This window comes from Caenimonas koreensis DSM 17982 (assembly GCF_009646335.1).
GTDB classification, from domain to species: domain Bacteria; phylum Pseudomonadota; class Gammaproteobacteria; order Burkholderiales; family Burkholderiaceae_C; genus Ramlibacter; species Ramlibacter koreensis.
In genome coordinates this window covers 1-13,345 of sequence record NZ_WJBU01000001.1, presented here as the reverse complement: position 1 = coordinate 13,345, position 13,345 = coordinate 1, and the positions used below count along the sequence as shown (strand labels likewise).

At 61.8% G+C, this 13,345-nt stretch carries 7 protein-coding genes and 1 tRNA gene; all 8 read left to right on the top strand.

What is annotated here, in order from left to right:
• Window positions 1-195 precede the first annotated feature (195 nt).
• Window positions 196-6,783, top strand: coding sequence for a HAMP domain-containing protein (locus tag GHT07_RS00040; protein WP_228488104.1), 6,588 nt, complete (start codon window positions 196-198; stop codon window positions 6,781-6,783).
• A complete protein-coding gene (locus tag GHT07_RS00035; protein WP_323740710.1) occupies window positions 6,780-8,876 on the top strand; it encodes a hybrid sensor histidine kinase/response regulator in 2,097 nt (698 codons plus the stop codon). Before GHT07_RS00040 ends, GHT07_RS00035 begins: the two co-directional genes overlap by 4 nt.
• A 48-nt stretch (window positions 8,877-8,924) precedes the next feature.
• Window positions 8,925-9,015 (top strand) — tRNA-Ser (locus GHT07_RS00030).
• Between the two features lie 187 nt (window positions 9,016-9,202).
• Window positions 9,203-10,417, top strand: coding sequence for a tyrosine-type recombinase/integrase (locus GHT07_RS00025; protein ID WP_153583355.1), 1,215 nt, complete (start codon window positions 9,203-9,205; stop codon window positions 10,415-10,417).
• Between the two features lie 92 nt (window positions 10,418-10,509).
• On the top strand, window positions 10,510-11,985 hold the full coding sequence (locus GHT07_RS00020; protein ID WP_153583012.1) for a hypothetical protein: 1,476 nt from the start codon (window positions 10,510-10,512) through the stop codon (window positions 11,983-11,985).
• 108 nt (window positions 11,986-12,093) lie between these two features.
• Window positions 12,094-12,309: a helix-turn-helix transcriptional regulator gene (locus tag GHT07_RS00015; RefSeq protein ID WP_194792769.1), complete on the top strand. Its 216-nt coding sequence runs from the start codon at window positions 12,094-12,096 to the stop codon at window positions 12,307-12,309.
• Window positions 12,310-12,318: 9 nt separating this feature from the next.
• The gene (locus tag GHT07_RS00010) at window positions 12,319-12,630 is read left to right on the top strand and encodes a helix-turn-helix domain-containing protein (RefSeq protein WP_153583011.1); all 312 of its coding nucleotides are present in this window, start codon (window positions 12,319-12,321) and stop codon (window positions 12,628-12,630) included.
• A gap of 144 nt (window positions 12,631-12,774) precedes the next feature.
• Window positions 12,775-13,345 (top strand): hypothetical protein (locus GHT07_RS00005; protein WP_153583010.1); only part of this gene is annotated, 571 nt, incomplete at its 3' end.

Here is a 13,345-nt window from a genome sequence, read left to right as displayed (position 1 = left end):
GCAAGGCGGCCTTTTTCGTTGCTGCCGCACCGTAGGCACCGCTCCAATATTCGCGTAAGCGCCTTCCTACAACCCGCGCCAGCATTGGGTTTGCGGGCTTTTGGGCCAAGCCGCGCGTTGTTGGCGCGCTGTGGACGCGGTACTCTGCCTCCCCATCGGGTCGTCACACGGCTGACTCAAGTTTGGGGACAACAGATGGAAGTGGTAGCAAAACTGCCTGCGGTCGATCAGCGTGACAAGGAACTCGGGCAAATCCTGAAGGCGATGAGCGCGTTCAGGCGCGGTGAGACCGGCGTGACGCTGCCGACGGAGTGGGATGGCGTCCTGGGCAAGATCGCCGGCGAGTTCAATGAACTCACGGCGCAGGCCGCTCGCACGTCACAGCGGTTGCGCACCATCGAACACGGCGTGCGCTCAGGCGCGCGGCCCAAACGCGTGGCCGAAGACAAGCTCACCGGCTTCTGGCAGGCCGATGTGGCCTGCGTCAATTCCGTGCTCGACGACATGGACGACATGGGCGAGCACACGCGCCTGTGCCTCACGGCGCTGACTGACCTCAAGAAGGGCAACGCCCAGGCGCAGCTGCCGCAGGACTGGTCGGGCGTATGGGGCAAAGTCTCTGACGCATTCAATGACGTGGTGGGCGAAAACCTTCGCATGTCTCATGAGCTGGAGCGCCTGTCGCGCGTGGTCGGCAAGGAAGGCAAGCTCAAGGAGCGTGCGTTCGTGCCGAATGCCAGCGGCTTCTGGCGCGACTGCGCGGAGTCGATCAATTCACTGATTGCCGATCTGGTGCACCCGACGTCCGAGGTGGCGCGCGTGATTGGTGCGGTGGCGCAGGGCGACCTGTCGAAGTCGATGGCGCTCGAGGCAGACGGCAGGCCGCTCGAAGGCGAGTTCCTTCGCACGGCCATGATCATCAACAAGATGGTGCAGCAGCTGGGCACCTTCTCGGCGGAAGTCACGCGCGTGGCGCGCGAGGTGGGGACGGAGGGCAAGTTGGGCGGCCAGGCCGATGTGCAGGGCGTGGCCGGCACGTGGAAGGACTTGACTGACTCGGTGAACTTCATGGCCGGCAACCTGACGGCCCAGGTGCGAAACATCGCCGACGTGACCAAGGCCGTGGCGGCGGGCGACCTGTCCAAGAAGATCACGGTGGACGTGAAGGGCGAGATCCAGGAACTGAAGAACACCATCAACACGATGGTGGACCAGCTGCGATCCTTTGCTTCCGAAGTGACACGGGTGGCGCGTGAAGTGGGTACCGAAGGCAAGCTGGGCGGCCAGGCCGATGTGCAGGGCGTGGCCGGCACGTGGAAGGACCTGACCGACAACGTGAACTTCATGGCCGGCAACCTCACGTCGCAGGTGCGGAACATTGCCGACGTGACGACGGCTGTCGCGGCCGGGGACTTGTCCAAGAAGATCACGGTGGACGTGAAGGGCGAAATCCTGGAGCTGAAGAACACGATCAACACGATGGTGGACCAGCTTCGATCCTTCGCATCGGAGGTGACGCGAGTGGCGCGCGAAGTGGGCACCGAAGGCAAGCTCGGTGGCCAGGCCGATGTGCAGGGCGTGGCGGGCACGTGGAAAGACCTGACGGACTCGGTCAACTCGATGGGCTCGAACCTCACGGCCCAGGTGCGAAACATCGCCGACGTGACCAAGGCCGTGGCGGCGGGCGACCTCTCCAAGAAGATCACGGTGGACGTGAAGGGCGAAATTCTCGAGCTGAAGAACACGATCAACACAATGGTGGACCAGCTCTCGTCGTTCGCGTCGGAAGTCACGCGGGTGGCGCGTGAAGTGGGCACGGAAGGCAAGCTGGGCGGCCAAGCCGATGTGCAGGGCGTGGCCGGCACTTGGAAGGACCTGACCGACTCCGTGAACTTCATGGCCGGCAACCTGACATCGCAAGTGCGAAACATCGCCGACGTGACCACGGCTGTGGCCGCGGGTGACCTCTCCAAGAAGATCACCGTGGAAGTGAAGGGCGAAATCCTGGAGCTGAAAGACACGATCAACACGATGGTGGACCAGCTCTCGTCGTTCGCGTCGGAAGTGACGCGGGTGGCGCGCGAGGTGGGCACGGAAGGCAAACTCGGTGGCCAGGCCGATGTGCAAGGTGTAGCCGGCACGTGGAAAGACTTGACTGACTCCGTGAACTTCATGGCCGGCAACCTCACCTCGCAAGTGCGGAACATCGCCGATGTGACGACAGCCGTGGCGGCCGGTGACTTGTCCAAGAAGATCACCGTGGACGTGAAAGGCGAAATCCTGGAGCTGAAGAACACCATCAACACGATGGTGGACCAGCTGCGATCCTTCGCGTCGGAAGTCACGCGCGTGGCGCGCGAGGTGGGCACCGAAGGCAAGCTCGGCGGTCAGGCCGATGTGCAAGGCGTGGCCGGCACCTGGAAGGACTTGACCGACTCGGTGAACTCGATGGCCGGCAACCTGACGTCGCAAGTGCGGAACATCGCCGACGTGACCAAGGCCGTGGCAGCCGGTGACCTTTCCAAGAAGATCACGGTGGACGTGAAAGGCGAAATTCTCGAACTCAAAGCCACGATCAACACGATGGTGGACCAGCTCTCGTCGTTCGCCTCTGAAGTCACGCGCGTGGCCCGCGAAGTGGGCACCGAAGGCAAGCTCGGCGGCCAGGCCGATGTGCAAGGCGTGGCCGGTACGTGGAAGGACTTGACCGACAACGTGAACTTCATGGCCGGCAACCTCACGTCGCAAGTGCGGAACATCGCCGATGTGACGACGGCTGTAGCCGCTGGTGACCTCTCCAAGAAGATCACCGTGAACGTGAAGGGCGAAATCCTGGAACTGAAGAACACCATCAACACGATGGTGGACCAGCTGCGATCCTTTGCGTCGGAAGTGACGCGGGTGGCGCGCGAAGTGGGCACGGAAGGCAAGCTGGGCGGACAAGCCGATGTGCAAGGCGTGGCCGGTACGTGGAAGGACTTGACGGACTCGGTGAATTCGATGGCCGGCAACCTGACGTCGCAGGTGCGAAACATCGCCGATGTGACGAAGGCCGTGGCGGCGGGCGACCTGTCCAAGAAGATCACGGTGGACGTGAAGGGCGAGATTCTCGAACTCAAAGCCACCATCAACACGATGGTGGACCAGCTCTCGTCGTTCGCCTCCGAAGTCACGCGGGTGGCTCGCGAAGTGGGCACCGAAGGCAAGCTGGGCGGCCAGGCTGATGTGCAAGGCGTCGCGGGCACGTGGAAAGACCTGACCGACAACGTGAACTTCATGGCCGGCAACCTCACGTCGCAGGTGCGGAACATCGCCGACGTGACGAAGGCCGTGGCAGCGGGCGACCTCTCCAAGAAGATCACGGTGGACGTGAAGGGCGAAATCCTGGAACTGAAGGCGACGATCAACACGATGGTGGACCAGCTGCGCTCCTTCGCGTCTGAAGTCACGCGGGTGGCTCGCGAAGTGGGCACCGAAGGCAAGCTGGGCGGCCAGGCCGATGTGCAGGGCGTGGCCGGCACGTGGAAGGACCTGACCGACAACGTGAATTTCATGGCCGGCAACCTCACCTCGCAAGTGCGCGGCATCGCCAAGGTGGTGACGGCCGTTGCCAACGGTGACCTGGGCCAGAAGCTCACGGTGGAAGCCAAAGGCGAGATCGCGGCGCTGGCCGACACCATCAACGGCATGACCGACACGCTCGCCACGTTCTCCGACCAGGTGACCACGGTGGCGCGCGAAGTGGGCGTGGAAGGCAAGCTGGGCGGACAGGCCAAGGTGCCGGGCGCTGCGGGCACATGGAAGGGCCTCACGGAGAACGTGAACCAGCTCGCGGCCAATCTCACGACACAGGTGCGCGCCATTGCCGAAGTGGCCACCGCCGTGACGCAGGGCGACTTGACGCGATCGATCACGGTGGAGGCGCTGGGCGAAGTGGCCGCGCTGAAGGACACCATCAACGAGATGATCCGCAACCTGAAGGACACGACGCAGGTCAACACCGAGCAGGACTGGCTCAAGACCAACCTGGCGAAGTTCTCGCGGATGCTGCAGGGCCAGAAAGACCTGGTGGCCGTCGGTCACCTGATCCTGTCGGAGCTCGCGCCAGTGGTGGGTGCCCAGCAGGCCGAGTTCTATGTGCTGCGTTACCACCACGAGCTGCCCAAGCTGCGGCTGATGGCGAGCTATGCGTCAGAGGGCCACGGCGCCTACGGCAAGGAGGTGGACATGGGCCAGGGCCTGGTCGGGCAGTGCGCTTATGACAAGCAGAAGATCCTGCTCACGTCGTCGATCCCCGAGCAGTTCAGGATTTCCTCGGGCCTGCACGATGTGCAGCCGCTCAACGTGCTGGTGCTGCCGATCATCTTCGAAGGCCAGGTGCGCGGCGTGGTCGAGCTGGCATCGGTCGAGCGCTTCAACCCGACGCACCAGGCTTTCCTCGACCAGCTCACGGAGTCCATCGGTATCGTGATCAACACGATCGAGGCGAACATGCGCACCGAAGACCTGCTCACGCAGTCACAGTCGCTCGCGCAGGAGCTGCAAAGCCGCCAGCAGGAGCTGCAGCAGACCAACGAAGAATTGCAGGAAAAAGCGCGCCTGCTGGTGCACCAGAACCACGAGGTCGAGCGCAAGAACCAGGAAGTGGAGCAGGCCCGGCAAGCGCTGGAAGACAAGGCCAAGCAGCTGGCTCTCACGTCCAAGTACAAGTCGGAGTTCCTGGCGAACATGTCGCACGAGCTGCGCACGCCGCTGAATTCGCTGCTGATCCTGTCGGACCAGCTGTCCAAGAATGCGGACGGCAACCTCTCGCCCAAGCAGGTGGAATTTGCCAAGACGATTCACTCGTCGGGCAACGACTTGCTGATGCTGATCAACGACATTCTCGACCTGTCGAAGATCGAGTCGGGCACCGTGGTGGTTGATGTGAACGAGCTGCGCCTGTCCGACCTGCAGCTGTACGTTGAGCGCACCTTCCGCCACGTTGCTGAAGCGAAGACGGTGGACTTCCTCATTCACACCGGCGTGAACCTGCCGAACTCGATGGTCACGGATGTGAAGCGGCTGCAGCAGATTTTGAAGAACCTGCTGTCGAATGCTTTCAAGTTCACGCACCAGGGCAACGTGACGCTGTCGATCGAAGAAGTGGTGCAGGGCTGGACGCCCGACAACGAGGACCTCAATCGCGCGCAGCAAGTCATTGCGTTCTCGGTGTCCGACACAGGCATCGGTATCTCGGTCGACAAGCAGCAGATCATCTTTGAGGCGTTCCAGCAGGCCGACGGCTCGACCAGCCGCAAGTACGGCGGCACGGGCCTGGGCCTGGCCATCAGCCGCGAGCTGTCGAAGCTGCTCGGCGGTGAAATCCGGCTGGCATCGGCGCCGGGGCAAGGCTCCACGTTCACGCTGTACCTGCCACTCGTCTATTCGGCGTCGCGCCTGGGCCGGCGCCCCGCGCAGATTTCCGAGCAGCGCAACGAGATGGCGACGCTCGCGCACCTTAAGCGCCAGCCGGTGCGCAATCCACAGGTGGTCGATGCCGCCATCATGGGCGAGGAGGGCGGCATCACAGCGAACGAAGCCGGCGACGACCGCGACCACATCCAGCAGGGCGACCTGGTGCTGCTGATTGTCGAGAACGACATGGCATTCGCCAGCTTCCTGCTCGACGCCGCGCGTGCCAAGGGGTTCAAGGGCCTCGTCACGCCCATGGGCGCAGGCGCGTTGACGCTCGCAGCCGAGTTCAAGCCAGCGGCTGTCACGCTCGACATGTACCTGCCCGACATGGACGGCTGGCGCGTGCTCGATCGCATCAAGCAGGACATGGGCGCGCGGCACCTGCCCGTGTGCGTCATCTCCACCGACGACTCGAAGGACCGCGCCTTTGCCTCCGGTGCGATGGCGTTCATCGAAAAACCCATCCAGAGCAAGGAAGTGCTCGATGCGATGCTGGACAACCTGCATGTCTACCTTGCGCGGCCGCACAAGCGCTTGCTGGTGGCGATTCACGACGAGGCCGCGCGGCGCGAGCTGGTGGCGAACGTGGAAGACGAACAGATCGACGTCGTGCTGGCCAAGACCGCAGCAAAGCTCAAGGAGGCCCTGCAAAAGCAGCGCTTCGACTGCGTCGTCATTGAAGACGCATTCCCCGGCGCTGAAGCGGGCGAGTTGCGCGAGCTGCTTGCGGGCCAGCGGGCCATGGGGCCGTTGCAGGTGGTTCTGTACCGGGGCGCGGGCGACCACCCGGGCCGCTTCAACTGGACCAGCGACGACACGCTGACGTTGAGCGAGGCCCACACCGGCGCGAAGCTCTTCGACAACACGCTGCTGGGGCTGCACCACAACCTGGCGCGGCTGCCGCAGGCCAAGCGCAACATCATCAACACGATCCATGAGTCGAGCAAGCCGCTGGCCGGCAAGCGCGTGCTGATCGTCGATGACGACATGCGCAACATCTTCGCGCTGGCGACGGTGCTGGAAGACGAAGGCATGGACATCGTCTGGGCCGACAACGGCCGCGATGCGATCCACCGCGTCGGGACTGACCCTCAGATCAGGGTCGTGCTGATGGACATCATGATGCCGGAGATGGACGGCATGGCCACGATGAAAGAGATTCGCAGGCTGCCCGCCGGCAAGAACCTGCCGATGATCGCCGTGACCGCCAAGGCCATGAAGGGCGACCGCGAGAAGTGCATCGAGGCGGGCGCATGGGACTACCTTTCCAAACCAGTGAACACGCAGGACCTGCTCACCGTCCTGCGCGCCTGGCTGCACCAGTGACAACGCCGACACCTCTCGATTCGAGCCTCTCAGAGCTGGAAAAGGTCAACATCCTCATCGTTGACGACCTGCCGGAAAAGCACGTCGTGTTCCGCTCGATCCTGGACGAGCTGGGCCAGAACATCGTCAGCGCGCGGTCGGGCAAGGAGGCGCTGAAGTTCGTGCTCGACCAGGAGTTCGCGGTGATCCTGCTGGACGTCAACATGCCCGACATCGACGGGCTGGAGACGGCGAGCCTGATTCGCCAGTACAAGAAGACTTCGCAGACGCCCATCGTTTTCATCACCGCGTACGTGGACGACGTGCAGGCGCGGCGCGGCTATGCGCTGGGTGCAGTGGACTACATTCCTTCGCCCGTCGTGCCTGAAGTGCTGAGGTCCAAGGTGCGCGTGTTCGTCGAGCTGTTCCGCATGAACCGCCAGCTGCAGCTGCAGGCCGTGGCGCGTGAGGATCTGGCCCGTTCGGAGGCAGCGCGCACCGCCGCTGAAGAAGCGATTGCGCGCGCGGACTTCCTGGCCGAGGCGAGCGAGCAGCTGTCTCGCTCGCTCCACCTTGACGAGACCATCTCGGCCATCCTGTCCATCTGCGTGCCCATGCTCGGTGACCGGGCGATCCTGGGCCTGGCGTCGCCCGATGGCGGCGTGCGCAGGCTCGAAATGTTTCCCGCGCCCGCGGCAGACGACCCGGAGGCGTTTTCGCAGGAACTGCGCGCGGTGGCGGATGAAGCCGTCCGCGACGGGCAGCTGCGCACATGGCGGCAGGGCGATCGCTCGGCGGTGGTGTGCCCGCTGATGGCCGGCGACGAAGTTCGCGGCGCCCTGGCGCTGCTGGGCGGCGCTGACCGGTTCGATCCGAAGCAGCTCGCACTGGTGCGCGAAGTCGCGGGTCGCGCCTCGATTGCGATGGAGAACGCCCGCTTGTACACGGCCGTGCAGGACGCCGACCGGCGCAAGAACGAGTTCCTCGCGATGCTGGCGCATGAGCTGCGCAACCCGCTCGCGCCCATCCGCAATGCGGTGCACATCATGCGCGGCGACGAGGTGACACAGCCCACCATGAACTGGGCGCGCGACGTGATCGGCAGGCAGGCTGATCACATGGCACGGCTGGTGGATGACCTGCTCGACGTCTCGCGCATCGTGCAGGGCAAGGTAGCCGTCAAGCCCGAGCCGTTGTCGCTGGCCTCGCTCGTCGAGCACGCGGTGGAGGCGAGCCTGCCGCGCGTCGGCTCGCTTGACCAGGTGCTGCACGTGGAGCTTCCGGCCGAGCAGATCGTGCTGCAAGGCGACGCCGTGCGCCTGTCGCAAGTGCTGTCGAACCTGATCAACAACGCCTCGAAATTCTCGGGCCCGCACACGACCATCACGCTCGCGGCGGTGTACGAGGCGGGCGAGGTGAAGATCATGGTGCGCGACCAGGGCGCGGGTATCGACCCGGCATTCCTGCCACACATCTTTGACCTCTTCGCACAGGCCGACCAGTCGCTTGACCGTTCACAGGGCGGCCTGGGCATCGGCCTCACGCTGGTGAGGCACCTGGTCGAACTGCACGGTGGCCGCGTGGTGGCTTACAGCGAAGGGGCTGGAACAGGCACGGAGATGTCGATCTACCTGCCGGCGCATATCGAGAGTGCCGAGCCCACGCAACCTGCGTCGCAGGCTGATCCGCAGGCCGCCACGCCAGCTGCCTCGTCCAGGCGCATCCTGGTGGTGGACGACCTGGCCGCGTCCGCCGAAACGCTGATGATGTTGCTGGAGATGGAAGGCTACGAAGTGCGTACGGCCAGCGAAGGCATGTCGGCCTTGAAGATCGCGGCGGAATTCCGGCCCGACGCGGTGCTGCTCGACATCGGGCTGCCGGGCATGAACGGCTTTGAGGTTGCCAACCGCATGCGAAACCTGGACGAGACACGCGATGCATTGCTCATTGCGCTCACGGGCTATGGTGAGGCCGAGGCACGCCTGCGTTCCGAACAGGCTGGTTTTGACTTCCACATGGTCAAGCCTGCCGATGTGAATTTGCTGCTGGCGATGCTCGCTGACCCGGAAGGCACGCGATTGCAAACAGGCAGCGCGACAGCAAAAGCTGCTTGAGCACGGTCCAGGTGCGTCGTGCACGGCTGGTACAATCGCGCACTCGCAGGAGAGGTGGATGAGCGGTTTAAGTCGCACGCCTGGAAAGCGTGTGAGGGTTAATAGCCCTCCGCGGGTTCGAATCCCGCCCTCTCCGCCAGTAATGTGTTTTCGGCAGTCCATTCCAGACCGCCCAACCCCCCTAAAAGCCCCTATCCATGGGGCTTTTTTGTTTTCTGCCGTCCAAAGTGGGGTATTGCAAGCCAGCCATTGCTGGGGGTATGTTCGGGGGTATCGGCGCTGTGACCTGGGGGTATCCACCCCGAAACGCCGGTTATGGAGGCCCCATGCCGCTGACAGACACCGCCATCAAGAAGGCCAAGCCCGGCCCCAAGCCAGTAAAGCTGAGCGACGGCCAAGGGCTATACCTGTTGGTTACGGAAACCGGTTCAAAGCTGTGGCGTTGGAAATACCGTGTGGACGGAAAAGAAAAGGTCATGGCCCTTGGCGCATATCCGGATGTGGGGCTGGCGCAGGCACGGGACGCCATGGGCGACGCGCGCAAGCTGCAGGCCAGCGGCGCTGACCCGATGGTGCGGCGAAAGGCCGACAAGGTAGCCCGCAAGCTCTCTGCCGAAAACTCATTCGCTGCCGTTGCCCGTCTGTGGTGGGCCCACTGGAAGGCCACACGGAGCGACAGCCACACGGCCTACGTGATCCGGCGGCTCGAAGCCGATGTCTTTCCGGCAATCGGCACGCGGCCCGTTGACGCCATCGAAGCCCCGGAACTTGTGGCAATGGTGAAAGCGATTGCCGAACGCGGGGCACTGGACATCGCCAAGCGTGCACTACAGACCACGGGGCAAGTCTTTCGCTACGCCATCGCACATGGCAAGGCCAAGCGCAACCCGGCGGCAGACATCAAGCCGGGCGACATCCTGCCCGCGCGCAAAAAGGTGAACTACGCGCGGCTCGACACAAAGGAGCTGCCGGAACTACTTCGCCACATCGAGAGCTATCAGGGGGCCGCTGTGACCCGCTTGGCTATCAAGCTGATGGCGCTGACGTTCGTTCGTACCTCGGAGCTAATCGGCGCGCGCTGGGAGGAGTTTGACCTCGACGCGAAGCGATGGGACATCCCGGCGGAGCGCATGAAGATGAAAACTCCGCACATCGTTCCTCTGTCTGCGCAAGCCGTGAACATCCTCAAAGCCTTGCACCTGATTTCGGGGCATAGCCCAATGGTGTTCCCTGGCGAGCGGGACCACTCAAAGCCCATGAGCAACAACACGATCTTGGGCGCACTGGCGCGCATGGGCTACAAAGGCCGCATGACCGGCCACGGTTTCCGGGGCATCGCTTCGACGCTGTTGCATGAGATGGGTTTCAACCATGCCCACATCGAACTACAACTCGCGCATCAGGAACGGGACGCAGTGAGCGCGGCGTACAACCATGCGACATACCTGCGCGAGCGGGCGAAGATGATGCAGCAATGGGCTGACTACTTGGATAACTGCACGACTGGAAAGGTGCTGACGTTTAAGCGAAAGGCGGCCTAGATCACAGTTTCGCCAGCCCTAGGCTGATCCCCGAAAACCCGTTTCCCTGACGGGTCGGGCTGGCACCTATTCAGGGGCGCTAAAGGGGCGCGATGAGCAAGTTGCTAAAACTTCGAGACTGGCTGACTGTCGATGAAACTACGGAGCATCTGAGTATGCTGTTAGGCGAGGCTGTAAAGAGGTCTGACCTACTTCGATTGGCGTTGGACGGCCACCTCACCCTATCCGTCAACTTTGTTAACCATGCACGCGCTCGACGCGGACGAATTGTGCTGGTAGACGATGTCCCAACAGAGAAATTTCCAGCGGACATAAAGAAGGCAATGGACGCAAGCTATTCGGGGGGGTGGATAGATGTCCCGATGGGGATTCGACTGAACGACGATAAATACATTGTTCTTGAAAAACCCGTTCTTGTTCTTGATGGTGTGTTTGACATTCCAATGATTGGAGGCGAGGCACTTGATGTGCAGCATGAGTTTCAGCAGCTCGTCGGTGGACCTCAGGTGGAGTTGACCTCGATTGACGGAGCCTTTGTCACGAGTGGTGATGGAATCTATTGGCAGCTCCAGGAAAGCTATGAGGAAAATGAATTCACGCGAGGCTCTAGAGCTGCGGGTGAGCGGTTGGAAGCGTTACTGGGGGCCGGCACGTTCGCTGATGCAGAAGTGAGTGCAAAGCGGGCCGCCTACGCTGCGGACCGCAAGGCGTTCAAGGACGCCAACAAAAGAAAGGAACCTGCCGAACTTTATTACCCGGCGGGCGGCCTCCCAAAGGACTCAATGCTCGTCGTCCGGACGGAGTCAATGTTTGAATTCCTGCGAACAACAAGAGAACCTAAACGAATCGCGCCGCTGAAAGGGGGAGATGGATACGGTGAAGCGGGCTCTAGCAGTTCCGCTGACTTTGCTCATTGGATGTTCACGGACTGGCTCCGCTACGACACATGGGAGCCAATGGACGCGCTTCAACTTCTGCTTGGTGTGAACCCGCATTTCACCGAATTCGTCGAACGTGCCCCACTCTCGCCATGGCCCGATTGCTTTCGAAGCGTTGTCTGTCTCGATAGCCGAAAACTGATGCAGCCGGACGAACGAAAAGGTGCGGAGTGGAGCGCTTCCAACGCACGTGACGATGACGAGATGATGGGATTGAACATTGGCTGGCAGAACATTCGTGACGTTTGGCTGTCCGGGAGTCATCCGCTTCGCCCCACCCCCGAATACTACGTTCGATGGGCAGAGGGAAAGGGATTCCATGTTCCTTGGCTGGAATTCGTAAGGGCAAAAGGTCACTTTCAACCCTTACCTAAACCAAACCAAGACGAGCAGAAGGCGGTTGATCGACCAATGGGCGCCAAGGAGCGAAGCACGTACCTGAACATCATCGGCGGATTGCTTGAGCTGATGTTAGGAAAATCTCCGTCAGGGCAGGAGCTATCGGTATTTGATGATCAAGCTTCCGTAATCTCCGCGTTGGAAGCCCACTTTCCCAATACGCCAGGATTGAGCAAGCGAAACCTGGAAGGTAAGTTCAGCGAAGCAAGGCGAAGCCTGAAGGCGCGCTGACCGCAGATACGGTTGCTTCGACCGCATCTGCGGTGTTTTTGCGAGATCGGACCAACATGATTCGTTCCATGCCAGCCGCAACGGTGCTGGATAACAAAGGACGAATCTATGAAATCCCTAAAGACGGATCGGGGCACTGACCAAAAGCCCTTCTACGCCCGCGCCAAGGTTGCTTGTGCGCATTTCCAAATTGCCCGCTCGACACTTTGGCAGTGGACAAAATCCCGCCACGGTTTTCCTCAGCCATTGAAGGCGGGTCAAAAAGTTACGTTGTTCGACATCAACGCCATCGACGCTTTCCTCAAAGCGCAGGCATCGAAGTAGGGGGATGGCATGGAAAAAGAAAAGGCCGCTCCCTCCGAAAAGAAAGCAGCCCTGGAAGCGATCCGGGCGCAGTTTAAGGGCACCGACACCAAGACGCAATGCGACAGGCTCCTAGCGGCTTTTGCGCTCTTTTCAGTGACCACATTTGAGGCCATGCGGTTTCTTGACGTGTACCACTGCCCGGCGCGAGTCCTGCAACTACGCAAAGCTGGCTACCGCATCGTGACGCACTGGCAAACCGTGATAACGGAAGGTGGAACGAAACACCGCGTCGGGCTCTACACATTGGAAAGCGGGGCACGCAATGAAGCTACCGCGTGACTGGCTCAAAGAACTTGAATTGCTGGTGTGGCGCTTCGCTCATTTGGGCATTGGCCCCGATCTGGCAGGGATGACAGTGACCGAGCTGGCCGCACTCTACGCACACCTTTCGCGGCTAGCGGCTGTTGCACGATGAAGCGGGCGATGCCCAAAGACCCGCGCGGCGGGCACGTGCGGCTCTATTGGTCGATTCTTGATTGCCCCGCATGGCGCGTGTTGACCCATGCCGATGTTCGCGTGTACCTGGCCCTTCGGCGCAAGCTGGGGCGCACGAACAACGGCGACATCAACGCGACGCTCGCGGAGATGAAGCACGCGGGCATTTCCAGCAGCTCAACGCTTGCGGCTGCCCTGCATCGGCTAGAGGCGCTGGGGTTTATCGAAAAGACTCGGCAGGGTGGAATCGCAAACGGGGGCAAGCTGTGCAGCTTGTACCGCTTCACCGACGAGCCGACGCTCGACATAGCCAAAGCTGGAGTCAGGGCAAGCCCTGCCACAAACGACTGGGAGCGGTTCAAGAACATGGGAGAGGCGCGAGCGGCTGCGCGGCCATTCCATCGCAAAACAACCCCAAAGATTCGACTATCGAAGCGGAGTGAACCGCCCCGGTATTTGAGGAGGCTCTTTCATTTGAGAAGATTGAGCCATTATGAGGAAGTCAAAGTTTTCACCCGAGGTGCAGGATCGTGCAGTACGCATGGTCTTCGACGCCAAG

What these genes read in the sequence shown, in the direction of transcription:
- GHT07_RS00020 (WP_153583012.1), top strand. Translation starts at nt 10,510, where the DNA reads ATGAGCAAGTTGCTAAAACTTCGAGACTGGCTGACTGTCGATGAAACT.
- GHT07_RS00040 (WP_228488104.1), top strand. Translation starts at nt 196, where the DNA reads ATGGAAGTGGTAGCAAAACTGCCTGCGGTCGATCAGCGTGACAAGGAA.
- GHT07_RS00025 (WP_153583355.1), top strand. Translation starts at nt 9,203, where the DNA reads ATGCCGCTGACAGACACCGCCATCAAGAAGGCCAAGCCCGGCCCCAAG.
- GHT07_RS00015 (WP_194792769.1), top strand. Translation starts at nt 12,094, where the DNA reads ATGAAATCCCTAAAGACGGATCGGGGCACTGACCAAAAGCCCTTCTAC.
- GHT07_RS00010 (WP_153583011.1), top strand. Translation starts at nt 12,319, where the DNA reads ATGGAAAAAGAAAAGGCCGCTCCCTCCGAAAAGAAAGCAGCCCTGGAA.